The sequence below is a fragment of the Pseudomonas sp. NBRC 111132 genome (assembly GCF_001320565.1).
GTDB lineage: Bacteria > Pseudomonadota > Gammaproteobacteria > Pseudomonadales > Pseudomonadaceae > Aquipseudomonas > Aquipseudomonas putida_P.
This window is the reverse complement of the sequence record NZ_BCBI01000077.1, coordinates 1-24,201: the sequence shown is the minus strand read 5'-3', so window position 1 is coordinate 24,201 and position 24,201 is coordinate 1. Positions and strand designations below refer to the sequence as shown.

Genomic DNA, 24,201 nt, shown 5'->3' with positions numbered 1-24,201 from the left:
TATTCCTTCACGTCGACGTACAGCTGCGACAGCTTGTCGTGAGGAACGGCGATGACCTTGGCGTCGCCGCCGCCGTCGTCGGTCATGTTCAGTACGCCAACCGGGCGGGCGCGGATTACCGAGCCTGGCGCTACCGGATAAGGGGTAACCACCAGCACGTCCAGCGGGTCACCGTCGTCAGCCAGGGTGTTCGGGATGAAACCGTAGTTGGCTGGGTAGAACATTGGGGTAGCCATGAAACGGTCGACGAACAGCGTGTCGCTGTCCTTGTCGATCTCGTATTTGATCGGCGCGTGGTTGGCCGGGATCTCGATGGCGACGTAGATGTCGTTCGGCAGGTCTTTGCCCGCCGGAATCTTGCTGTAGCTCATTGGGCAGTGCCCCCGTGTTTGACCAAAAAAGTGGCGGCGATTATAGGCACATTCTGCCGGGGCATGCCACGTCTGGCCTGATGTGCGGCCCCGTCAGGCGTGGCTTTCGCGGTACTCGGGGTGTTCGGCCTGCAGCCGGCAAAGGCGCGCCAGCGGGTCTTGCCGGTAGAACTGCGACAACTGGCGGTAGACCTGTGGATAAGCCTGATGCAGCAGGTCGGGGGCACTAAAGAAGTATTCGCTGGTGACGGCAAAGAATTCTGCCGGGTTTTCTGCAGCGTATGGGTCGATGGCGGTTTCGGCGTCAGGGTCGGCATCCAACTGGCGGTTGAGGTCGTCGTAAGCCTGCTGCATGGCTGTTGCCCACTCATCCACCGGCATGCCGCTGTGCAGTGGTGGCAGGCCGTTGGCATCGCCGTTGAGCATGTCGAGCTTGTGCGCCAGCTCATGGATGACCAGGTTGTAGGCCTCCCAGCCACCGCTGCCCAGCACGCCGTTCCAGGCGAGGATGATCGGCCCCTGTTGCCAGGCTTCGCCGCTGTGCTCGCCGTCCCACACATGCTCCACGCCACTGGCATCGCGGTGCCGCTGGGGGCTCTTGAAGTCGTCGGGGTACAGGATGATTTCGTGGAAGCCCTGGTACCAGTTCAGCTCGCCCAGGTGCAGCAGTGGCAACTGTGCCTGGGCGGCCAGCAACAGGCGCTGCTCGTCGTCCAGTTCGACGCCGGGCAGGCAGGTGAGGTGCTTGTCGAGCAGGAACAGGATGCAGGCTTCGCGCAGCCATTGGTCTTCTGCGTCAGTGATGCCGTCCAGCATGGGCAGGCGCTCGCGTACGGCCTGCCATTGCTGTGGCGTGATCGGGTAACGCGCCAGAGTGCGCTTGCGCCGCCAGGCGCTGAATGACCACATGCCGGTTGCTCTTGTGCGTGTTCAGTGAGCCTTGGCCGTGCGGCCCAGACGCCCACGCAGCAGGCCGAGAATCATCGGCACCAGCGACAGGATGATAATGCCCACCACCATCAGCGACAGGTGCTGCTTGATGAACGGCACGTTGCCGAAGAAATAACCCAGGGTGACCAGCCCGCCGACCCACAGCAGCGAGCCGGCGACACTGAAGCCAAGGAAGCGTGGGTAATGCATGTGGGCGATGCCGGCGACGAACGGCGCGAAGGTGCGCAGGATGGGCAGGAAGCGCGCGAGGGTCACGGTCTTGCCGCCATGGCGTTCATAGAACTCGTGGGTGCGTTGCAGGTAATCGCGGCGGAATATCTTGGAGTTGGGGTTGTTGAACAAGCGCTCGCCGGCCGTTCGGCCGATCACGTAATTGGTGCTGTCACCCAGGATCGCGGCAACCATCAGCAGGCCGGCCAGCAGGACAGGGTCCATACCGCCACCCGCAGCCACGGCGCCGGCGATGAACAGCAGCGAATCGCCCGGCAGGAAGGGCATTACCACCAGCCCTGTTTCGCAGAAGATCACGGTGAACAGGATGGCGTAGATCCAGGGACCGTAATTGGTGACCAGCAGATCGAGGTAAGCATCGAGATGCAGGATAAGGTCCAGCGGGTTGAAATCCATGTACAGCACCTGTGTTCTGGGGCGTAGGCTCGGTTACCTGGGGATGGGTAAAATTTCACACATGACAGAAGAGGCATTATACGGCTAAGTCAGGAACATGCCCGGGGAGTTTGTAGCGGGGGGTTACGATAGAGGTAATCCTGTGGCGGCCTCTTCGGGGGCGTGCCCGCGAAAAGGCCGCCACCGGTCAATCCTGGCTGATCGGCAGGATATAGCTCTTGAACTCGGTGTCTTCGCGAAAACCGATGGATTCGTAAGTCTTGTGTGCGACTTCGTTGTCCGCGCTGGTCGACACCCGCATGCGTACGGCGTTGGTGTCCTTGGCCATTTTCTTCGCTTCGCGCATCAGGTGGTCGGCCACCAGCATGCGCCGCGAGTCTTCGGCTACATAGATATCGTTGAGAATCCACACCCGCTTCAATGACAGCGACGAGTAGCTGGGGTACAGCTGGCAGAAGCCCATCAGTTTGCTGTCGTCATCATCCGGTAGCGCCAGGTAGATCACCGATTCATCCCGTTTCAGGCGCTTTTCCAAAAAGCTGCGCGAGCTGTCGGGGTAGGGCAGCTGACCATAGAACTCGCGGTATTTGACGAACAATGGCGTGAGCAGGTCGAGGTGTTCCAGGGTTGCCTTGATGATGCGCATGTGCGGCCCTCAGAGTCCATTTTGGGAAACAGCGGAATGCCAGCAGCTTTCAAGGGCATGCTGCCCAATGCGCGGCACAAGTGCAATCCGCCTTCCGTGACATGTTTTTTACCCTTTGCCGAGCAGGAAGTTACCTTTCTGGCTGGCACTGCCTTCACTCTCCAGGCTATGGACCTCGGCCTCGTCCTTCAAATTCACCCCGGAAAGTTGGCGCCGGCAGGCTTCGCGCATCAAGTACAGCAGGCGGTGAGCCGCCATGCCATAGCTCAGCCCCTCCAGGCGGATGTTGGAAATGCAGTTGCGGTAGGCGTCGGTCAGGCCAACCTTCGGTGCATAGGTGAAATACAAGCCCAGGCTGTCAGGCGAACTCAGCCCCGGGCGTTCGCCGATCAGCATCACTGTCATGCGTGCGCCGAGCAGCTCGCCGACCTCATCGGCCACTGCCACACGGCCTTGCTGCACCAGCACCACCGGGGCGCTGGTCCAGCCGTCGGCGGCGGCCTGCTCCTCGAAGCGGTTCAGAAACGGCAGGGTGTGGCGATGCACGGCCAGCGCCGAGAGGCCGTCGGCGACCACGATGGCCAGGTCGACGCCGCCGGGGTTGGCCTGGGTGTGCTGGCGCAGGGTGGCAATCGAGTCTTCGTTCAGCCGTCGCCCCAAGTCCGGGCGCTGCAGGTACTGGTGGCGGTCGCTGGCGGCGCTGTGCAGCACCAGGCTGTCGCGCCCGCGATCACTCAGCTGGCTGGCCAGGCCGGCGTGGTCGAAGGCCAGGTGTACGGCATCGCGGGCCTGGGCATGGGCGAACTGGAAGTCCAGTTGCGCGCCGGTCGGCAGGCTGGTGCCGGTGCGGCCCAGGGCGATGCGCGCCGGGGTCAGGTTGCGCAGGGCCAGCCAAGGGTTGTCGGGGGTAGGCGTGCGATGGTCCATGGTCATCCCTATGCAAGCTGTGCCAGGGCCTGGCGAAAGGCCGGTGGCAGGTTGTCACCAAAGCGCACCCGGCCATCGGCCTGGGTGAAGATGCCGGTGCGGGCCAGCCATGCCTCGAATTCCGGCCCAGGCTTCAGGCCGAGGGTCTGGCGCGCGTACAGCGCGTCATGGAACGAGGTGGTCTGGTAGTTGAGCATGATGTCGTCGGAGCCGGGGATGCCCATGATGAAGTTGATCCCGGCCACACCCAGCAAGGTCAGCAGGGTGTCCATGTCATCCTGGTCGGCTTCGGCGTGGTTGGTGTAGCAGATGTCGCAGCCCATCGGCACACCCAGCAGCTTGCCGCAGAAGTGGTCTTCAAGGCCCGCGCGGATGATCTGCTTGCCGTTGTACAGGTACTCCGGGCCAATGAAGCCGACCACGGTGTTGACCAGAAACGGCTTGAAGTGGCGGGCCACGGCATAGGCGCGGGTTTCGCAGGTTTGCTGGTCGACGCCATGGTGGGCGTTGGCCGACAGTGCGCTGCCCTGGCCGGTTTCGAAATACATCAGGTTTTGCCCAAGGGTGCCACGTTTCAACGACAGGCCGGCTTCGTAGCCTTCCTGCAACACGTTCAGGTTGATACCGAAGCCAGCGTTGGCTGCCTCGGTGCCAGCGATGGACTGGAACACCAGGTCCAGGGGCACGCCACGGTTGATCGCTTCGATCGAGGTGGTGACGTGGGTCAGCACGCAGGACTGGGTAGGGATGTCGTAGCGTTGGATGATGGCATCGAGCATTTCCAGCAGGGCGCAGATCGAGGCGATGCTGTCGGTGGCCGGGTTGATGCCGATCATGGCGTCGCCGTTGCCGTACAGCAGGCCGTCGAGAATGCTGGCGGCAATACCGGCCGGTTCGTCGGTCGGGTGGTTGGGTTGCAACCGCGTCGACAGGCGCCCGCGCAGGCCCATGGTGCCGCGAAAGCGCGTGACCACGCGGATCTTCTGCGCCACCAGCACCAGGTCCTGCACGCGCATGATCTTCGACACCGCTGCCGCCATTTCGGGTGTCAGCCCGGGCGCCAGGGCGCGAAGGCTGTCTTCATTGGCCTCTTCGCTGAGCAGCCAGTCGCGCAGGCCGCCCACGGTCAGGTGGCTGACCGGGGCGAAAGCCTGGGCGTCGTGTGTATCGACGATAAGGCGGGTGACCTCGTCATCCTCGTAAGGGATCAGGGCTTCGTTGAGGAAGTGCGTCAGTGGGATATTGGCCAACGCCATCTGCGCCGCGACACGTTCGCCGTCGTTGCTGGCCGCGACGCCCGCCAGGTAGTCCCCCGAGCGTGCCGGGCTGGCCTTGGCCATTACGTCCTTGAGGCTGTCGAAGCGGTAGACCAGGTGGCCGACCGTGTGTACGAAACTTGCCATACAGAATCTCCAGAGCCGCGGGTTGCCCCGCGGCGGGTGGCGGCGATCAGTGCAGGGCCTCTTCGGCCTTCTGGATCGCGGCGAATTCCTCTTCCGGTGTGCCCGCGACCAGGTGGTGGCGGCTGTAGAAAGCAAAGTAGGCAATTAATACCGCATAGATCACTGCGGCGCCAATCACCACCCGTGGGTCGACCAGGAAGCCGGCGACCACGGCGATGCACGCCAGCACCAAGGCTACGCCCGAGGTGAAGACGCCACCCGGGGTGCGGTATGGGCGTTCCATCTTCGGCCGGCGGATGCGCAAGGTGATGTGCGCGGCCATCATCAGCACGTAAGACAGGGTAGCGCCGAATACGGCAACCAGGATCAGCAGGTCACCCTGGCCGGTCAGCGACAAGGCAAAACCGATGATGCCAGGGATGATCAAAGCCAGCACCGGGGCCTTGCTCTTGTTGGTTTGCGACAATTTGCGGGGCAGGTAGCCCGCGCGGGACAGGGCGAAGATCTGCCGGGAATAGGCGTAGATGATCGAGAAGAAGCTGGCGATCAGCCCGGCCAGGCCCACCAGGTTGACGAAACCGCCCATCCAGGTGTTGCCGCCGTAGGCCTTGGACAATGCCTCGACCAGCGGGTTACCGGACGCTTTCAGGGCTTCGGACCCCGCACCGCCAGGCCCGACCACCAAGATCAGCAGGGCGAAGGCCAGCAGTACCAGCATGGCACCGATCAGGCCGCGTGGCAGGTCGCGCTTGGGGTTCTTGGTTTCTTCGGCGGCCAGTGGCACACCTTCTACGGCAAGGAAGAACCAGATGGCGTAAGGAATCGCCGCCCACACACCGACATAGCCGAACGGCAGGAAGCTGCTGGCGCCTACCGCGTCCGTTTTGGCGATGTCGAACAGGTTGGCTGCATCAAAATGGGGCACCATGCTCACCAGGAACACCGCCAGGGCGATGGCCGCGATAGCGGTGATGATGAACATCAGCTTCAACGCCTCACCCACGCCAAAGATGTGGATGCCGATGAACACGATGTAGAACGCCAGGTAGATCATCCAGCCGCCGATGCCGAACAGTGACTGGCAGTAGGCGCCGATGAACACGGCGATGGCGGCGGGTGCGATGGCGTATTCGATGAGGATCGCCGTCCCGGTCAGGAAGCCGCCCCACGGGCCGAAGGCGCTGCGGGCAAAGCCGTAGCCGCCGCCTGCGGTGGGGATCATCGACGACAGCTCGGCCAACGAGAAACACATGCACAGGTACATGGTGGCCATCAGCAGGGTGGCCAGGAACATGCCACCCCAGCCGCCCTGGGCCAGGCCGAAGTTCCAGCCAGCGTAGTCGCCGGAGATGACATAGGCCACGCCCAGGCCGACCAGCAGTACCCAGCCGGCGGCGCCTTTTTTCAGTTCACGTTGCTGGAAATAGTCCGAACCGACTTTTTCGAAGTCTACGGAAGAGCCTGCCGGCGAGCCGGCGGAATGATCGCTTGGCATAGTTTCACCTGTTGTTTTTCTTGGTGGCCGGAAGGGTTCCGGGCCGATGGTGATGGGTACTGCAGGAAGCGAGCCAGAGCGGTTGGTGCACGGCAACCGCTTTGGCATTGTTAAATGCAGGCCCGGCCTCGTCGCGCGCTTGCCCGCCCTCACAGGGATTGCACAACATTCAAGTCATGTGCAGAGCTTGTGGGAGCGGGCGAGCCCGCGAGGGCCGCGACGCGGATTAGAAGAAGCCCAGCGGATTGATGTCGTAGCTCACCAGCAGGTTTTTGGTCTGCTGATAGTGGTCGAGCATCATCTTGTGCGTCTCACGGCCAACACCGGACTTCTTGTACCCGCCAAACGCGGCATGCGCCGGGTACAGGTGGTAGCAGTTGGTCCATACACGGCCAGCCTTGATGCCACGGCCCATGCGGTAGGCACGGTTGATGTCGCGGGTCCATACGCCGGCGCCCAGGCCGAACTCGGTGTCGTTGGCAATCGCCAGCGCTTCGGCTTCGTCCTTGAAGGTGGTGACGCTGACCACCGGGCCGAAGATTTCTTCCTGGAACACGCGCATCTTGTTGTTGCCCTTGAGCAGGGTCGGTTGGATGTAGTAACCGGTGGCCAGCGAGCCTTCCAGTTTTTCCACCTTGCCGCCGGTCAGCAGCTCGGCGCCTTCCTTCTGGGCGATGTCGAGGTACGACAGAATCTTCTCGAACTGCTGCTGCGAGGCCTGTGCGCCGACCATGGTGTCGGTGTCCAGCGGGTCGCCGCGCTTGATCTGCAGCACCTTCTTCATCACCACTTCCATGAACTGCGGGTAGATCGACTCCTGTACCAGTGCCCGCGATGGGCAGGTGCACACTTCGCCCTGGTTGAAGAATGCCAGCACCATGCCTTCGGCCGCCTTCTCGATGAAGCTTGGCTCGGCTTGCATGATGTCTTCGAAGTACACGTTCGGCGATTTGCCGCCCAGTTCGACAGTTGACGGGATGATGTTCTCGGCGGCGCATTTCATGATGTGCGAGCCAACCGGGGTCGAGCCGGTGAAGGCGATCTTGGCGATGCGCTTGCTGGTGGCCAGGGCTTCACCGGCTTCGCGGCCATAGCCTTGCACCACGTTCAGCACGCCAGGTGGCAGCAGGTCGCCGATCACTTCCAGCAGCACGGTGATGCCCAGGGGCGTTTGCTCGGCAGGCTTGAGCACCACGCAGTTACCCGCGGCCAGCGCGGGCGCCAGCTTCCAGGCCGCCATCAGGATCGGGAAGTTCCACGGGATGATCTGCCCGACCACGCCCAGCGGCTCATGGATGTGATAGGCCACGGTGCCTTCGTTGATCTCGGCCGCGCCGCCTTCCTGGGCGCGGATGCAGCCAGCGAAGTAGCGGAAGTGGTCGACCGCCAGCGGGATGTCGGCGTTTAGGGTTTCGCGGATTGGCTTGCCGTTGTCCCAGGTTTCGGTAATGGCCAGCAGCTCGAGGTTCTGCTCGATACGGTCGGCAATCTTCAGCAGAACGTTGGAGCGGTCCTGCACCGACGTGCGGCCCCAGGCGTCGGCCGCAGCATGGGCGGCATCCAGGGCCTTGTCGATGTCTTCGGCAGTGGAGCGAGGGAATTCAGCGATCAGCTTGCCATTCACCGGGGAGGTATTTTCGAAGTACTGCCCCTTTACCGGAGGAACGAACTCACCACCGATGTAGTTGCCGTAGCGGCTCTTGAAGGAAACCTTCGCGCCTTCGGTACCGGGATGTGCGTAACGCATGGTGTGTCTCCTGGCTATTGTGTTTGTTAGGGAGTTGAAAAGCGTAGAGCAAAGGTTGGGCCAGCGTTGGCTGTGCCAGGCAAATCAATGACTTGAGTCAGTATCACGGCGCTGATCAACAGTCGCTGTGCCGGCGCCGGTACGCGCTGGGTGACATTTTGTGCCATTTGCGACACGTCACAGGCGCGTGCATTGCAAAGCCTTTCCGGGTGGAGGATGCTGGGCTGACGCTCTATCTGCGGAGAACTACAACAATGCAGAGCAACCCTTTCAGTCGCCATGCCCAGCAGGTCCATAGCGTTGCCCATGGTCGGGGTGGGGAGGGCGGCAGTGACCCGTCCATCGCCCGCTCCTGGCTGCGCTGCCTGGAGGACTACCACCTCGACCCTACGGTGATCGAAGCCCCGGTGGTGCTTGAGCATGGGCGCCTGCTGGAAAGCCGCGAGCGCCTGCGCCAGGTGTTGCAAATTGCCGACCATGAAATGAACAGCCTGCACCAGCAGCTTTCCGGCGCGGGCCACGCAGTGCTGCTGACCGACGCCCGCGGGGTGATCCTCAACTGTGTCAGCGCCCCCACCGAGCGGCGTAGCTTCGAGCGTGCCGGGCTGTGGCTGGGCGCCGACTGGAGCGAGGCGCGCGAGGGCACCAATGGCATCGGCACCTGCCTGGTCGAGCGCCAAGCGCTGACTATCCACCAGAACGAGCACTTCCGTGGCCGCCACACCGGCCTGACCTGCTCGGCCAGCCCAGTGTTCGACCCGCATGGCGAGTTGCTGGCGGTACTCGACGTGTCCTCGGCGCGTCCTGACGTATCACGGCAAAGCCAGTTCCACACCATGGCGTTGGTCAACCTGTCGGCGAAGATGATCGAAAGCTGTTACTTCCTTCGCCATTTCGAGCAGCAATGGCTGCTGCGTTTTCACCTGCAGGCCGAGTCGGTCGGCTTGTTCAGCGAAGGCTTGCTGGCGTTCGACGGCGATGGGCGCATTTGCGCTGCCAACCAGAGCGCACTTAACCTGCTGGGCACTGTGCGGGGCGGTGTGCTGGGCAAACCATTGGAGCGATTTTTTGCCTGCAGCCATGACGAATTGTTCAGCCGCGCCACGCCCGGCGGCAGCACCGCCTGGCCGCTGCGTACCCTGGACGGCCGCCAGGTGTTCGCCAGCCTGCGAGGGCAGGCCCGGGCGCCGGTGTGGTCGGTGCCAGCCGCCCAGCCGCGGCCCGCGTGCGAAGTAGAGCCGCTGGTCTGCCTGCTCGACCCGGCGTTGCAAAACGACTTCCGGCGCAGCGTGCGGGTGTTCGAGCGCGATGTGCCCTTGCTGCTGCGCGGCGAGACCGGTTGTGGCAAGGAGGCCTTCGCCCAGGCTGTGCATCAGGCCAGTGAGCGACGCGGCAAGCCGTTCGTTGCCATCAACTGTGCGTCGATCCCAGAAAGCCTGATCGAGAGTGAGCTGTTCGGGTACCGTGGCGGCAGTTTTACCGGCGCGCGCAAGGAAGGCATGCGCGGCAAGCTGCTGCAGGCTGACGGCGGCACCTTGCTGCTGGACGAGATCGGCGACATGCCGCTGGCCCTGCAAACCCGCCTGCTGCGGGTACTGGAGGAGCGCCAGGTGGTGCCGATCGGGGGCGAGCCGCAGGCGGTGGACGTGCGCATTGTCAGCGCCACCCACCGTGACTTGCTGGAGCGGGTAGAGCAGGGCAGTTTCCGCGAAGACCTTTATTACCGCCTCAATGGCCTGGAAGTGGCGTTGCCAGCGGTGCGTGAGCGCAGTGACAAGGCGCAGTTGCTGGACTTCCTGCTGCGCCAGGAGGCGCAGGGGCAGTTGATCGACATCGAGCCCAGGGCGCGGCAGGCACTGCTCGAATTCACCTGGCCGGGGAACGTGCGGCAAATGCGCAATGTGCTGCGTACCTTGGTGGCGCTTTGCGAAGATTCCCGAATCGCATTGGCGGATCTCCCAACCATCGTCCGCAACAACGCCAATCCTGTGGGAGCGGGCTTGCCCGCGAAGGCTGCCTCACAGCCGTATGAGGGCGAGGGTTTTGCCCTCGTTCGCGGGCAAGCCCGCTCCCACACAACCTGCGTTGATTCCGCAGTTGACGGTGAATCCGTGGGTAACCAGGTTTTGCAGGATGCGGAACGGCAAGTTTTGCTGGCCATGCTGGAGGCAAAACACTGGCACTTGACCCGCGTCGCCGAGCACTTGGGCATCAGCCGCAATACCTTGTATCGAAAACTGCGCAAACACGGCATCACCAGGGCCGACTGAGCGAAACAGCGGGTGCGATTTGTCGCGCCCTGGGCTACCCTGCCTCGATGTTTTGCGAGGTCGACCATGCATATTCACATTCTCGGTATTTGCGGCACTTTCATGGGCTCGCTGGCGGTGCTGGCCAAGGAACTTGGCCATCGCGTCACCGGCTCGGACGCCAACGTCTATCCCCCGATGAGCACCCAGCTCGAAGCCCAGGGCATCGAACTGACCCAAGGTTATGACCCGGCTCAGCTGGACCCGGCGCCAGACCTGGTGGTCATCGGCAACGCCATGTCGCGCGGCAACCCGGCGGTTGAATACGTGCTGAACAAGGGCCTGCCCTATGTCTCGGGCCCGCAGTGGCTGGCCGACCACGTGCTGCAAGGCCGTTGGGTGCTGGCCGTTGCCGGTACCCACGGCAAGACCACCACCAGCAGCATGCTGGCCTGGGTGCTGGAGCACGCCGGCATGAGCCCAGGCTTCCTGATTGGCGGTGTGCCGCAGAACTTCTCGGTGTCGGCGCGTTTGGGCGACACGCCGTTCTTCGTGGTCGAAGCCGACGAATACGACAGCGCGTTCTTCGACAAGCGCTCGAAGTTCGTTCACTACCACCCACGTACTGCGATCCTCAACAACCTTGAGTTCGATCACGCGGACATCTTCCCGGACCTGGCCTCGATCGAGCGACAGTTCCATCACTTGGTGCGTACCATCCCCAGCGAGGGCCTGGTCATCCATCCGACCACCGAGCAAGCGCTGGAGCGAGTGATCGGCATGGGCTGCTGGACCCCGGTGCAAACCACCGGTGAAGGAGGCCAGTGGCAAGCTCGCCTGCTCAGCCCTGATGGCTCGCGCTTCGAAGTGTTGTTCGAAGGCGAGGCGCAGGGCGTGGTGGACTGGGCACTGACCGGCCAGCACAACGTCGCCAACGCCTTGGCCACCCTGGCTGCGGCCCGCCATGTTGGCGTGGTGCCGGCCATGGGGATCGCTGGCCTGAGTGCCTTCAAGAGCGTCAAGCGGCGCATGGAGAAGGTGGCCGAAGTGCAGGGCGTGACCATCTACGATGACTTCGCCCACCACCCGACCGCCATTGCCACCACCCTCGACGGCCTGCGCAAGCGTGTTGGCGAGGCACCGGTGATCGCGGTGATCGAGCCACGCTCCAACTCAATGAAGCTTGGTGCTCACCGTGACGGCCTGCCAGAAAGCGTCAACGATGCGGACCAGGTGATCTGGTATGCACCGGCCAACCTCGGCTGGGACCTGGCCGCCACCGCCGCCCAATGCAAGGTGCCGAGCGTGGTGGCCGACAGCCTCGAAGCGATCATCGAACGGGTCAAAGGCCAGGCTCGCCCAGGCACCCATGTGGTGATCATGAGCAACGGCGGTTTCGGTGGCCTGCACGGCAAGTTGGCCGAGGCGCTGAAGTGAACGGGCCGCAACGCATCACCCTGGCCATGACGGGCGCCTCTGGCGCCCAATATGGCCTGCGCTTGCTCGATTGCCTGGTGCGTGAGGACCGCGAGGTGCATTTCCTCATCTCAAAGGCCGCGCAGTTGGTAATGGCCACCGAGACGGATGTGTTGCTGCCGGCCAAGCCCCAGGCAATGCAGGCCTTTCTGACGGAGTACACCGGCGCCGCCGATGGGCAGATCCGTGTGTACGGCAAGGAGGACTGGATGTCGCCCGTGGCCTCGGGCTCTGGCGCCCCAGCAGCGATGGTGGTGGTGCCGTGTTCTACCGGCACGTTGTCGGCGATTGCCACCGGTGCGTGCAACAACCTGATCGAGCGGGCTGCCGACGTTACCCTCAAGGAGCGTCGCCAGCTGATCCTGGTACCACGCGAAGCACCGTTCTCCACCATCCACCTGGAAAACATGCTCAAGCTGTCGCAAATGGGCGCGGTGATCCTGCCGGCGGCGCCGGGCTTCTATCACCAGCCACAGACCATCGACGACCTGGTCGACTTTGTCGTGGCGCGCATTCTCAACCTGCTGAACATCCCCCAGGACATGCTGCCGCGTTGGGGCGAGCATCATTTTGGGGTGGATGATTGAAGCGAGCGCTGGCCAGTTTGCTGGCGCTGGGGCTGTTGAGTGGTTGTGCCACGGTGCGCACGCTGGATGCCGCCAAGCCTGGGGCACCGGTGGTATATGCCGGCACCCGGCTGGATTTGTATGTGATCAACGGCGGGTGCTGCCCGCGTGATCATTATGGGGCTGATGCGCCGGCCTATCCGGGGTTGGACCTGCCGGGGAGCATGCTGCTCGATACCCTGTTGTTGCCGTTATCCTTACTGACAGCGGCAGGTGTAGGCTTCCAGGCCACAGGCGGCCTTTAAGGGCCCTTTCGCGGGGTTGCCCGCGAAGAGGCCCTGGCAGGTAACCCCCTATTTTTTGCCCAGCTTGCGCAATTCATCGGACTCCACAATCCGTATCCCGTCTTCTTCCTCAAGCGCCAGTCGCCACAACGCCCGCGCCAGGGTACACGCCTCGATCCCCCGGTACTTGCCAGGAATCAACCTGGAAAGTGGCGCAACCAGCTGCTCAGTGAGCCGTGGCTCTATCCGCTCGCCCAGCAGGAAGGAGGGCCGCACGATGGTCAGCTGTGGCCAGTCCTGAGCCTTGAGCGCTTCTTCCATCTCGCCCTTGACCCGGTTATAGAAAATTGACGACTTGGGGTCGGCGCCTACTGCACTGACCACCAGCAGATGCCGTGCGCCCATTTCCCTTGCGCGTTTGCTGAACGCCACCACCATGTCCAGGTCCACCGCGCGGAAGGCCGACTCGGAGCCGGCCTGTTTCAACGTGGTGCCCAGGCAGCAATAGGCAATATCGACGCGCCCGGCCAGCTGCGGGAGGAACACCGCCGGGTCGCCCACCGGGTTTTCCAGGTGTGGGTGCTCGGCCAGTGGCCGGCGGGTGGGCGCCAATACGCGGGTAATGGTGGGCTCGTTGAGCAGGCGGTCCAGCAGGTGTTCACCCGTCAGGCCCGTGGCACCGGCAAGCAGGACATGCTGAGGCGTCAAATACATGATGTCTCTCCCTTGTTACACACAAGCTTAGTGGCTGCGGGGCGTTTTTGCCTGTTCCCCCACGGCGGCTTGTGCGGCGTTACGCAAAGCTTCTTCGGCCTGTTGGCGGCGCAGGTGCTGCCAGTGTTCAAGCACGGCTGGCGGCGCCCATAGCTGCGGTTCAGAGGCTTCGAAGCCTTCCCTTTGTTCTCGTTCGGCAACGCTGGCGCGCGCCAGTTCAAACGCCTGTTTCAGGTCGTCGGTCTGGTTCAGCGCTTCGGCGAACAAGGCATCGCCAAAGTAGGTGAAGTCGGCCTCTTCCGAGCAGCCGAAGGAGACGCGGTCGGCCCGGGCGGCGGTCATGATCAGCGTGCGCTCATCTTTGAGAGGGGCGATATAGCCCCCTGAATAGCAGGCGGATATGACGATTACCTTGTCGCGGTCCTTCAACGGCGCCAGGGCGGTGGCCAGCTCGTCGGCGGACAGGTCGGCCAGCTGCAGGCGCGGCTGGTCGAGCACCAACTGGTGGTCCTGGCTGCCATGGCTGGTGAGGTAGATGAACACCAGGTCTTCGGGGCCGCTGCGTTCGGCCAGCGTGCTGGCGGCACGGGTGAGGTTCTCGCGGGTGGCCATGGGGCGGGTGGCCATATGGTCGCGGTGGTTGACCAGGGTCACCTGGCCACGGGCGCCAAAGCGCACCTTGAGCATGTTACTGACATAATCGGCTTCACGCAGGAACACGCTCTGCTGGCCATCGCCGGCCACCACCAGGCTGTACAGCTGGATCGGGGGCGCCGAGCGCGGCACCCTGGCCAGCGCTTCTTCCAGCAGCCGGCCCTGGTTGAGCAGTGCCAGGTCCAGTGGATCGGGCAGCAGCTTGCCCTTCTGGTCACGCACGCGCACGCCATTTGCCCACACGCCGCTTTCAACCTTGCCGCTGGGCAGGATCAATCGGCCATGGCCATGGTAGGCATCATTGAGGAAGCCGCCGATGTACTGGCTGCCGTCGGCCAGTTGCAGGCTGCCTTGGCCCGATAGGCGCCAATCGGCGAACTCGCCTTTGTAGTGGCTGCCATCGCTGCCCAGCAGTTCGCCTTCACCCACCAGCGAGCCATCCTTGAATTCACCGATCCATACATCGCCATCGGCATTTTCGTAGCGGCCACGGCCCTCCAGGCGGTTGTCCTTGAACTCACCGATGTACTGCTCGCCGTCAACGCTGTCGAAGGTGCCGCTGCCTTGTAACTGGCCGTTGATGAAGTGGCCGCTGAACTGGTTGCCGCTGGCGTCGCTGCGCACGCCGGCACCGTTGGGCTTGCCCTTGGCGAACAGGCCCTGGTAGCGGCTGCCGTCGGCCAGTTCCAGCTCGCCCGCGCCGTCGTAGAGGTCGTCCTTGAACTGGCCGCGGTAGGTCTGGTCGGCCTGCTTGAGGGTGCCTTCGCCGTCGCGACGGCCATGCTTGAACGTGCCGCCATAGTGGCTGCCCGGGGTGGTCAAATCGCCCAGGCCCTGGAACAGCCCCTCGGCGAACTGGCCACGGTACACCTCGCCGTTCTGGCCATGCCATTCGCCCTGGCCGTGCCACTGGCCATCCTTGAAGCTGCCGGCGTACCAGCTGCCGTTGGGGTAGTCGATCCGGCCCTCACCCTGCAGCAGGCCATCGACCACCTGCCCCCGGTAACGCCCGCCGTCAGGCAGGCGCGCGTCTGGCGGAAGCAGCGATTCGCCATCGCCACAGGCGGCGAGCAGCAGGACCAGGGTAATGGGGAGCAGTGGACGCATGGCGAGGACCGGGCAATAGGTCTGCCGAGTATGACGCAGAATGGGATCCTGAGACAGGGAGCGCAAGGCTTGTACGGCCCCTAAAGCTCACGCGGTACCTGTGGGAGCGGCTTTGGCCGCGAACACCGGCGAAGCCGGTGCCATGCACCGCGTCGCATTCTTCGCGGGTAAACCCGCTCCCACAGGGATTGGTGCCATATGCAAGTGTTTGCCCCAACCAATGGCTTCAGCGCACGCCCGGTGAAACGATGATCTTCACGTTCTCTTCCTTGTTGTTCACCAGTTCCTCGAAGCCCAGCTCGACAATCTGCTCCAGCCCGATCCGCCCGGTCACCAAGGGGCGAATATCCAGTCGTCCATCAGCGATAAAGGCAATCACATCGGCAAATTCACCGTTGTACGCCAACGCCCCCAGCACCTGCTTCTCGGTGGACACCAGTTCGAAAAAGTTGAACTCGCTAGGCTCTTCGAAAATGCCCACCAGCACACACTTGCCCGCCTTGCGGATGGTGTCGATGGCCAACTTGGCCGTGTGCTTGTTGCCGATGCACTCAAAGCTCACATCCGCCCCCAACCCGGCAGTGAGTGCGCGGATTTGCGCCAGGGCATCGCACTGGCTGGGGTCCAGCACCACGCTGGCACCGACTTCCTTGGCTTTGGCCTTGCGCGCCGAGGACATCTCAAGGGCAATGACCTGCGCTGCTCCCGCAGCCTTGGCGCACATGATGGTACACAGGCCAATGGTACCAGCACCCACCACCACCACGGTTTGGCCGAGCAGGCTGCCCGCCTTTTTCACTGCATGCATGCCCACTGCCAGCGGCTCGATCAGTGCCCCGGCTTCAGCAGGGAAGCCCTGCGGCAGCCGGTAGAGCAGGTTGGCAGGCACGTTGACCAACTCGGCGAAGGCGCCGTTGTTCATCAGGCCGGTGAAGGCCAGGCGCTCGCAGATGTTGTACAGGCCGTGGGTGCAGTAGTAGCAGGTGCCGCAATGCTGGCAGGCGTCTGCGGCCACCGGGTCGCCGACCGCAAAGCCTTCCACGCCTTCACCCAGCTTGGCGATCTGGCCGCAAAATTCGTGGCCGAGGATGCACTGGCCCTGAATGCCAGTCAGTGGGTGCGGGGCCTCCACCGGGATGAATACCGGGCCGGCGACGTATTCGTGCAGGTCGGAGCCGCAGATGCCGCACCAGTCCACCTTGATCTGTACCCAGCCCGGCGCAGGGTCGGCTGGCAGGGGTACCTGTTCGACGCGAATATCGTTGCGGCCATGCCAGACGGCGGCGCGCATATGGGTGTGGCTCAGGTCGTTCATTGTTGTTCTCCAGGCTCACGGAAAGGGCTTAGTGCTTGCGCAGGAACGCGAGCAGTTGCTGGTTGACCTGTTCAGCCGCTTCCATCTGCACCATATGCCCAGCCTCCGGCAGCACCAGTACTTCTGCCTCCAGGCCTTCGGCATGGCTGGCCGGGATGATCGCGTCCTTGCCGCCCCACACCACCAGTGCCGGGTGCTGTCCCAACACCCCGCGCAGGTCGTGGCGCTGCCGGTCGCCGTCGGCGAGGGCCGATGCCAGCTGGCGCAAGGCATCATCAACACCTTCCAGGCGCTTGAACTTGAGCATGTCCTCAAGCATTTGCCGGGTGACCAGCGCCGGGTCGGCAAACAGCTGCACCATCTGTGGTTTAAGCGCATTGCGGTTGGCGGCGCTGACAAAACCTTGCAGGTACTGCCCGTTGATTGCGTCACCCAGCCCGGCACTGGCCACCAGGCTCAGGCTGGCCACCCGCTGCGGCGCCAGGCGCGCCACGTTGAGGCTTACCGCACCGCCCATGGAATGGCCCGCCAGGTGGGCCTTGGCGATGTCCAGGTGGTCGAGCAAGGCCAGCACGGTTTCGCTCAGCTCGTCCAGGTCACCCCGTTGCAGGGCCTTGGCCGACTCGCCGTGCCCCGGCAGGTCCAGGGCGATTACGCGGCGTTCGGCGGCCAGCGCCGGGTGGTTGAACAGCCAGTTGTTGAGGTCGCCGCCAAAACCGTGCACCAGCACCAGCGGCGTGCCGCCTTCGCCCAGCTCGAACCAGCGCAGCAGGCGGCCACCGACTTCCGCCTTCTGCGGGGCCGGCCCTTGTGCCTGATCGGCGCCCCCTTCGGCGACGAACTCGGCCTGGAAGCGTTGCACCAGCGCATCGATTTCTGCTTCTTCGGCTTCGCCTTCCACCACCACTGCCAGTAGCGCGCCGACCGGCAGGGTTTCATCCGGCCTGGCCACCTGGCGGCGCAGTACACCACTGAACGGGGCTTCGACGCTGCTGCTGATCTTGTCGGTCTCGACGTCCAGCACCTCGTCGCCCTTGTTGATTTCGTCACCTTCCTGCTTGAGCCAGGCGTCCACCCGGCCCTCGGTCATCGACAAGCCCCACTTGGGCATGGTCAGGGTATGGATCTGGCTCATGCGGCACTCCTTGCAGCTTCGATCACCTTGCGCACGGCAGTTTCGATCTTCGCCGCGTCAGGGATGTACAGGTCTTCCAGTGCGTCGGAGAACGGCACCGGGGTGTGCGGCGCGGTGACCATTTCGATCGGGCCCTTGAGTGCGCCGAAGGCCTTCTGCGCCACCAGCGCGCTGATGTCGGTGGCCATCGAACAGCGCGGGTTGGCTTCATCGATCACCACCAGCCGGCCGGTCTTCTCCACGCTTTCCAGAATGCTGTCTTCGTCCAGCGGGCTGGTGGTGCGCAAGTCCAGCACCTCGCAGTCGATGCCCTGGCGGGCCAGATTGTTGGCCGCTTCAAGTGCCACGTGGACCATGCGTCCATAGGTCACCAGGGTCACGTCGTCGCCATCGCGCAGGAAGTTGGCTTCGCCGAACGGCACGGTGTACACCTCTTCTGGCACTTCGCCTTGCATGCTGTACAGCAGCTTGTGTTCGCAGAAAATTACCGGGTCGTTGTCACGGATCGCCTGGATCAACAGGCCCTTGGCATCGTAGGGCGAGGACGGACACACCACCTTCAGGCCGGGGATGTGCGTCCATAGCGAGGTGAGCATCTGCGAATGCTGGGCTGCCGCGCGCAGGCCGGCGCCGTACATCGTGCGCATCACCAGCGGGGTGACCGCCTTGCCGCCGAACATGTAGCGGAACTTGGCGGCCTGGTTGAGGATCTGGTCCAGGCAGCAGCCGGCGAAGTCGACGAACATCAGTTCGCACACCGGGCGCAGGCCCTGGGTGGCGGCACCGACCGCGGCGCCGACATAGCCGATTTCCGACAGCGGCGCGTCGAGCACGCGGCCGGGGAATTGGTGGTACAGGCCTTTGGTCACCCCCAGCACGCCACCCCAGGCGTCATCCTCGCCGGGTGCACCGGCACCACCGGCGACGTCTTCGCCGATGATGAACACGGTATTGTCACGGCGCATTTCCTGGGCCAGGGCTTCGTTGATGGCCTGCTGGTAGCTGATCTTTCTTGCCATGGTGGTTCTCCTGTTGTTCTTGTAATCCGCGGCTCAGGGGTAGGCGACGTAGACGTCGGTGAGCAGGTCGGCGGGCTGTGGCTTGGGATCGGATTTGGCGCGGCGCACGGCGTCTTCGATCAGGTCCTCGATGCGCGCGTCGATGGCGTCCAGTTGCTCGGCAGTGAGCAGGCCGGCGCGGGTGGTCTTGTTACGGAACTGCATCAGGCAGTCGCGGGATTCGCGCAGGTTTTTCACTTCATCGGGGGCGCGGTAGGTTTGCGCATCGCCCTCGAAGTGGCCGTAGTAGCGGCTGAGCTTGACCTCGATCAGCGACGGGCCTTGCCCGGAACGTGCGCGCTCGATGGCCGCGCCTGCGGCCTCGTACACGGCAAAGAAGTCGAAGCCGTCGATGGTGACGCCTGGCATGCCAAAGCCAGCAGCGCGGTCGGCGATGTGGTCGCAGGCGACCGACCAGTTGGAGGCGGTGGCCTCGGCGTAGCCGTTGTTTTCGGCCACGAAGATGCACGGCAAGTTCATGATCGACGCCATGTTCATGGCTTCGAACACGGCTCCCTCGTTGGAGGCGCCATCGCCGAAGAACGCCACCGACACGTCGTCACGGCCCTTGAGTTTGGCCGCCAGCGCGGCCCCGGCCACCAGCGGAGCGCCAGCACCGACGATGCCGTTGGCACCGAGCATTCCCTTTTCCAGGTCGGCAATGTGCATCGAGCCGCCCTTGCCGCCGCATACCCCGGTTTTCTTGCCGTAGATCTCGGCCATCATGCCGTACACATCCACGCCCTTGGCGATACAGTGGCCATGGCCGCGGTGGGTCGAGGCGATGCAGTCGCTGTCGCGCAGGTGGGCCATGACCCCGGCGGCGGAGGCTTCTTCGCCGGCATACAGGTGGACGAAGCCGGGGATCTCGCCCGTGGCGAATTCCACGTGCAGGCGTTCTTCGAAGGCGCGGATGGTGCGCATCACTTCATAGGCATGCAGCAGTTGTTCGGTACTGAGTTGATTGGACATCTTGTTGTTCTCCAGGGTTGTCTCAACACGGGTTTGCAGGGTGCAGCCGGTGGCCGCGCGGGACGGCCAGCAGGTGATGGCGAGCGGCATGCGCCAGTACGGCCTCGACGTCCACGCTGAGCGGGCCTTGGTGGTCGAGGGTGATGGTGGGCGTGTCGTGTTCGGCAAATTCGATTTCACGTTCGCCATCCAGGGCCAGGGTGCCGCTGGCCAGGCTCAGGCGATGGGCGACGCCGGGCGTCAGTGGGCCGCTGGCGGTAATGCCGCAGGCTTGCAGCAGGCCGGGGGCCAGGGGGGCGAGCAGCGCTTGCTCGGCAGCGGGGTTCAGGCGTACCCAGGCGCCGTGCGGGTCCTGGCGCGATACTGGGCACCACAGGCCGCACAAGGCCGACAGGCCGATGGCATGGGGCTCGGCGAAGCAGGCGAAGACCTCGCAGAGGTCCTCGCTGCGGCTGAGCGCGCGGGCACCGATGAAGCGTTGCGGTGACACGGCCACTTCGACCAAGGCCCATTCCGCCAGCTGTTGCTCTGGCACGTTCACCAGCAGGCGCTTGTTGCGGCGCAAGCCGATGCTGGCCGGCACCCGGCCACTGGCGAGCAGGCCGCCGGCCAGGCCCGCGCTGGTGGCTTCGCGCAGTTCGGGGAAGGCGTTGTTGGTACCGGTGGACAGGGTCAGCAGTGGTACGTCACCGGCTTGGGCGGCGACCGCCTTGTGGGTGCCGTCGCCACCCAGCACAGCGATCATCGACACGCCACGCTCGACCAGGCGCCGGGTAGCCAGGTGGGTATCGGCCACGGTCTGGGTCAGTGGCAGGTCGAGGATCTCGATGGCCGGCCAGTGCTGATCGTGGGCCCCTGGGCCCTGGCTGGCCTTGAGTACAGCGGCGGCGATGCCGGTCATGTCGCTGGGCAGCAGCACCTGGCCGATGCCGGTGGCGCCGAAGGCTGCGAGCAGGCGTTGAATCGCCGAGGCTTTGTCGGTGCTCGAATAGAGCCCAGCATTGGCGGTCAGGCGGCGTAGGTCGCGGCCAGAGGCAGGGTTGGCAATGATCCCGACAATCGGGGCGGGTAGCGGCATGGCGCACCTCGTATTTTTGTTTGCAAGGGCTTGAGCAAGCGCGGTGCCAGCTTTCTTCGCCTTGGCTGAAGTGGCCGCGCTAGAGGGCTTTGGTCGAGTTATGGCAGGCCTGCACGGCGGCGCCAACGAGACGCCGGGTGCCAGCGCGGGGCTGGCCATGCCGAGACGCTGAGACGCTGCGTCTCAAGCTCGGCAGTAATCACACAGTGCTTGTCGGGGCATGCACAGAGGCGCTTAATGGCCGGACAACGATAAAAACAGCAACGAGAACCGGAGGGCCTGAATGCTTGCCGCGAACTCCCGAGCCCACGTCGACTGCGTCAGCAGGGTGCTGAAGAATGCCGATCGCCTGCCACAGGCGCCGGTTCCTGCGCTGATCCTCGACTCATGGCGCCGCTCCATGGAGCTGTACCGCCTCGACCCTGGGTCCCAGCAGGGGCCGCGTATCCTTTCCCAAAGCCTGCTCAACGAATGCCGCGAACGCGCCGAGCTGTTCCTGCGTATCGCCAGCGATGCCGTGGCACGCCTGCATGAGCGGGTGCGCGGCGCAGACTACTGCGTGCTGCTGACCGACGCCCAGGGGCGCACCATCGATTATCGGGTCGAGTCAGCCATCCGCAACGACTGCCGCAAAGCCGGGCTGTACTTGGGTACCTGCTGGTCAGAGGGCGAGGAGGGCACCTGTGGCGTGGCGGCGGTGCTGACCAGCAAGGCCCCGGTCACGGTGCACAAGCGCGATCACTTTCGCGCCGCCTTCATCGGCCTTACCTGCACTGCCGCACCGGTATTCGACCCGTTGGGCGAGCTTTTGGGTGTGGTGGATGTATCAGCCTTGCAGTCGCCAGACGATCGGCGCAGCCAGCACCTGATCCGGCAACTGGTCGAGCAGACGGCCCGCGAGATCGAAAACGCCTTCTTCATGCACAGTGCCCAGGGCCATTGGGTGATGCGTGCCCATGGCACGCCAGGTTATGTGGAAAGCCAGCCCGATTACCTGCTGGCCTGGGATGCCGATGGCCGCTTGCAGGCCATCAACAGCCTGGCGCGGCAACGCTTGGTGGAGCGCTTGGGGCGTTTGCCCGAGCATATTGGCGAACTGTTCGACCTAGACCAGTTGCGCCGGGTGAGCGCGACTTCAGCCCAGCGCCTGCCCGGCTTGGGTGGTTTGTATGGCCGGGTCAGCGCGCCGCAACGACGCGAGCGCGCGCAGCCGTTGCATCAGGCCCAGGACGCGCGGATCGAGCAGCACCTGCGGTTGGCCACGCGGGTCAAGGACTGCAACCTGGCGGTGCTGGTGCTAGGCGAAACCGGTGCTGGCAAAGAGGTCTTTGCCCGCCAGTTGCACCAGCAAAGCCTGCGCCGCGACGGCCCGTTCGTCACACTGAACTGCGCGGCCATCCCGGAAAGCCTGATCGAGAGCGAGTTGTTCGGCTATGTCGCAGGAGCCTTTACCGGGGCTTCCAGCAAAGGCATGCAGGGGCTGTTGCAGCAGGCCGATGGCGGTACGCTGTTCCTGGACGAAATCGGCGATATGCCGTTGCACCTGCAAACCCGCTTGTTGCGGGTGCTGGCCGAGGGCGAAGTGGCGCCGCTGGGTGCTGCACGGCGCGAGCGGGTGGACATTCAGGTGATCTGTGCCACTCACCGCGACCTGGCAACCATGGTGGCGGACGGGCGTTTTCGTGAGGATCTGTATTTCCGCCTGGCCAATGCCCGGTTCGAGCTGCCGCCGCTGCGTGAGCGCGAGGACCGCTTGGGGTTGATTCACCAGTTGCTGGCCGAAGAAGCCCAGGCCTGTGGAGTGGAGGTGGTACTGGCCGATGCTGCGCTGCAGGCGTTGCTGGTTTATCGCTGGCCGGGCAATTTGCGCCAGCTGCGGCAGGTGTTGCGCTATGCCTGTGCGGTGAGCGAGGGCGGGCAGTTGCACTTGCAGGACCTGCCGCATGAGGTTCGCGGTGACGCGGTTGTTTCGGCTGAAAGCGGCGTATCGTGCCCGGCCCGGCAGTTGCTGCTGGATGCATTGATCCGTCATCGCTGGAAGCCAGCGGATGCGGCGCGGGCTTTGGGGATCTCGCGGGCGACCCTGTATCGACGGGTGCATGAGCATCGTATCGAGATGCCGCGGATGAAGGGGTAGGGCCATTGGGGCCGCATAGCGGCCCCAGATTGTTGCAGGCATAAAAAACCCCGGAACAGGTCCGGGGTTCTGGTACATCACACTACTCGATCAATGCTCGTTGGCCAGCTTGTGTTCGAGGTAGTGAATGTTGACGCCGCCTTTGCAGAAACCTTCATCACGCACCAGGTCGCGGTGCAGCGGGATGTTGGTCTTGATGCCGTCGACGACGATCTCGTCCAGGGCATTGCGCATGCGCGCCATGGCTTCGTCGCGGTCCTTGCCGTAGGTGATCAGCTTGCCGATCAGCGAGTCGTAGTTCGGCGGAACCGAATAACCGCTGTACAGGTGCGAATCGACACGTACGCCATTGCCGCCTGGTGCGTGGAAGTGCTTCACCTTGCCTGGGCTTGGGATGAACTTCTTCGGGTCTTCTGCGTTGATCCGGCACTCCAGCGAGTGGCCACGGATCACCACGTCTTCCTGGCGGAACGACAGCTTGTTGCCAGCGGCGATGCTCAGCATCTCCTTGACGATGTCGATACCGGTAACCATCTCCGACACCGGGTGCTCAACCTGCACGCGGGTGTTCATCTCGATGAAGTAGAAGCGGCCGTTTTCGTACAGGAACTCGAAAGTACCGGCACCACGGTAGCCGATCTCGATGCACGCATCGACGCAGCGCTTGAACACTTCCTGACGGGCCTTTTCGTCGATGCCCGGGGCTGGTGCTTCTTCCAGTACCTTCTGGTGACGGCGCTGCAACGAGCAGTCGCGGTCGCCCAGGTGGATGGCGTTGCCCTGGCCGTCGGACAGCACCTGCACTTCCACGTGACGTGGGTTGGTCAGGAACTTCTCCAGGTAGACCATCGGGTTGCCGAAGGCAGCACCGGCTTCGGTACGGGTGAGCTTGGCCGAGGAAATCAGGTCCTCTTCCTTGTGCACCACGCGCATGCCGCGACCACCACCACCACCGGCGGCTTTGATGATCACCGGGTAGCCGACGTCACGGGCAATCGCCAGGGCGACTTCTTCGTCTTCCGGCAGCGGGCCATCGGAGCCTGGTACGGTCGGTACGCCCGACTTGATCATCGCGTCCTTGGCCGAAACCTTGTCACCCATCAGGCGAATGGTGTCGGCTTTCGGGCCGATGAAGGCGAAGCCGGATTTTTCTACCTGTTCGGCGAAGTCGGCGTTTTCTGCCAGGAAGCCGTAGCCCGGGTGAATCGCGGTGGCGCCGGTGACTTCGGCGGCAGCGATGATTGCCGGGATATGCAGGTAGGAATCCTTGGACGATGCAGGACCGATGC

General features: G+C 63.8%; 21 protein-coding genes. 5 read left to right on the top strand and 16 right to left on the bottom strand.

Annotation, left to right across the window (positions count from 1 at the left end; all coding sequences use genetic code 11):
* The 8 genes from ppa to exaC all read right to left on the bottom strand — a co-directional run.
* Positions 1-371: inorganic diphosphatase (gene ppa / locus APH35_RS25500; RefSeq protein ID WP_060515724.1), on the bottom strand; the 371-nt coding region annotated here is incomplete at its 3' end.
* Positions 372-464: 93 nt separating this feature from the next.
* Positions 465-1,280 (bottom strand): zinc-dependent peptidase, encoded by an 816-nt coding sequence (locus APH35_RS25495; RefSeq protein ID WP_012270306.1) that lies wholly within the window; start codon positions 1,278-1,280, stop codon positions 465-467.
* 21 nt (positions 1,281-1,301) lie between these two features.
* A complete protein-coding gene (locus APH35_RS25490) occupies positions 1,302-1,949 on the bottom strand; it encodes a DedA family protein (protein WP_012270307.1) in 648 nt (215 codons plus the stop codon).
* A gap of 187 nt (positions 1,950-2,136) precedes the next feature.
* Complete coding sequence (locus APH35_RS25485) at positions 2,137-2,595, bottom strand: GNAT family N-acetyltransferase (protein ID WP_012270308.1); 459 nt, start codon at positions 2,593-2,595, stop codon at positions 2,137-2,139.
* A gap of 108 nt (positions 2,596-2,703) precedes the next feature.
* Complete coding sequence (gene eutC, locus APH35_RS25480; RefSeq protein ID WP_012270309.1) at positions 2,704-3,522, bottom strand: ethanolamine ammonia-lyase subunit EutC; 819 nt, start codon at positions 3,520-3,522, stop codon at positions 2,704-2,706.
* A gap of 8 nt (positions 3,523-3,530) precedes the next feature.
* A complete protein-coding gene (locus tag APH35_RS25475) occupies positions 3,531-4,925 on the bottom strand; it encodes an ethanolamine ammonia-lyase subunit EutB (protein ID WP_012270310.1) in 1,395 nt (464 codons plus the stop codon).
* Positions 4,926-4,971: 46 nt separating this feature from the next.
* A complete protein-coding gene (eat, locus tag APH35_RS25470; protein ID WP_012270311.1) occupies positions 4,972-6,420 on the bottom strand; it encodes an ethanolamine permease in 1,449 nt (482 codons plus the stop codon).
* Positions 6,421-6,646: 226 nt separating this feature from the next.
* Positions 6,647-8,167 carry an acetaldehyde dehydrogenase ExaC gene (gene exaC, locus APH35_RS25465; protein ID WP_012270312.1) on the bottom strand — a complete coding sequence of 507 codons (1,521 nt, stop codon included), beginning with the start codon at positions 8,165-8,167 and terminating at the stop codon, positions 6,647-6,649.
* 254 nt (positions 8,168-8,421) lie between these two features.
* Here exaC and APH35_RS25460 point away from each other — a divergent pair, with 254 nt between their 5' ends.
* The 4 genes from APH35_RS25460 to APH35_RS25445 all read left to right on the top strand — a co-directional run bounded on the left by APH35_RS25460 (position 8,422) and on the right by APH35_RS25445 (position 12,763).
* Positions 8,422-10,437: a sigma-54-dependent Fis family transcriptional regulator gene (locus tag APH35_RS25460; RefSeq protein ID WP_060515723.1), complete on the top strand. Its 2,016-nt coding sequence runs from the start codon at positions 8,422-8,424 to the stop codon at positions 10,435-10,437.
* A gap of 66 nt (positions 10,438-10,503) precedes the next feature.
* Positions 10,504-11,853: a UDP-N-acetylmuramate:L-alanyl-gamma-D-glutamyl-meso-diaminopimelate ligase gene (gene mpl, locus APH35_RS25455; RefSeq protein WP_012270314.1), complete on the top strand. Its 1,350-nt coding sequence runs from the start codon at positions 10,504-10,506 to the stop codon at positions 11,851-11,853.
* A complete protein-coding gene (ubiX, locus tag APH35_RS25450; protein WP_012270315.1) occupies positions 11,850-12,479 on the top strand; it encodes a flavin prenyltransferase UbiX in 630 nt (209 codons plus the stop codon). The genes mpl and ubiX overlap by 4 nt, the downstream gene beginning before the upstream one ends.
* Complete coding sequence (locus APH35_RS25445) at positions 12,476-12,763, top strand: YceK/YidQ family lipoprotein (protein ID WP_012270316.1); 288 nt, start codon at positions 12,476-12,478, stop codon at positions 12,761-12,763. The genes ubiX and APH35_RS25445 overlap by 4 nt, the downstream gene beginning before the upstream one ends.
* A gap of 48 nt (positions 12,764-12,811) precedes the next feature.
* Here the strand turns inward: APH35_RS25445 and APH35_RS25440 are convergent, their stop codons facing one another.
* From APH35_RS25440 to APH35_RS25410, 7 genes are all read right to left on the bottom strand, one after another.
* Positions 12,812-13,456 (bottom strand): oxidoreductase, encoded by a 645-nt coding sequence (locus APH35_RS25440; protein WP_012270317.1) that lies wholly within the window; start codon positions 13,454-13,456, stop codon positions 12,812-12,814.
* A gap of 27 nt (positions 13,457-13,483) precedes the next feature.
* Positions 13,484-15,217: a C13 family peptidase gene (locus APH35_RS25435; RefSeq protein WP_060493808.1), complete on the bottom strand. Its 1,734-nt coding sequence runs from the start codon at positions 15,215-15,217 to the stop codon at positions 13,484-13,486.
* 226 nt (positions 15,218-15,443) lie between these two features.
* On the bottom strand, positions 15,444-16,508 hold the full coding sequence (locus tag APH35_RS25430) for a 2,3-butanediol dehydrogenase (protein WP_223296409.1): 1,065 nt from the start codon (positions 16,506-16,508) through the stop codon (positions 15,444-15,446).
* 52 nt (positions 16,509-16,560) lie between these two features.
* The gene (locus APH35_RS25425) at positions 16,561-17,667 is read right to left on the bottom strand and encodes an acetoin dehydrogenase dihydrolipoyllysine-residue acetyltransferase subunit (RefSeq protein ID WP_012270320.1); all 1,107 of its coding nucleotides are present in this window, start codon (positions 17,665-17,667) and stop codon (positions 16,561-16,563) included.
* Positions 17,664-18,686: an alpha-ketoacid dehydrogenase subunit beta gene (locus APH35_RS25420; protein ID WP_012270321.1), complete on the bottom strand. Its 1,023-nt coding sequence runs from the start codon at positions 18,684-18,686 to the stop codon at positions 17,664-17,666. The genes APH35_RS25425 and APH35_RS25420 overlap by 4 nt, the downstream gene beginning before the upstream one ends.
* 33 nt (positions 18,687-18,719) lie before the next feature.
* Positions 18,720-19,697: a thiamine pyrophosphate-dependent dehydrogenase E1 component subunit alpha gene (locus APH35_RS25415; protein WP_012270322.1), complete on the bottom strand. Its 978-nt coding sequence runs from the start codon at positions 19,695-19,697 to the stop codon at positions 18,720-18,722.
* Positions 19,698-19,719: 22 nt separating this feature from the next.
* Positions 19,720-20,775, bottom strand: a complete 1,056-nt coding sequence (locus APH35_RS25410; protein ID WP_060515722.1) for an ATP-NAD kinase family protein — start codon at positions 20,773-20,775, stop codon at positions 19,720-19,722.
* Positions 20,776-21,058: 283 nt separating this feature from the next.
* Between APH35_RS25410 and APH35_RS25405 the strand changes: the two genes are divergently transcribed.
* A complete protein-coding gene (locus tag APH35_RS25405) occupies positions 21,059-22,912 on the top strand; it encodes a sigma-54-dependent Fis family transcriptional regulator (protein ID WP_012270324.1) in 1,854 nt (617 codons plus the stop codon).
* 90 nt (positions 22,913-23,002) lie between these two features.
* Here APH35_RS25405 and accC read toward each other — a convergent pair.
* Positions 23,003-24,201 (bottom strand): acetyl-CoA carboxylase biotin carboxylase subunit (gene accC / locus APH35_RS25400; RefSeq protein ID WP_060515721.1); only part of this gene is annotated, 1,199 nt, incomplete at its 5' end.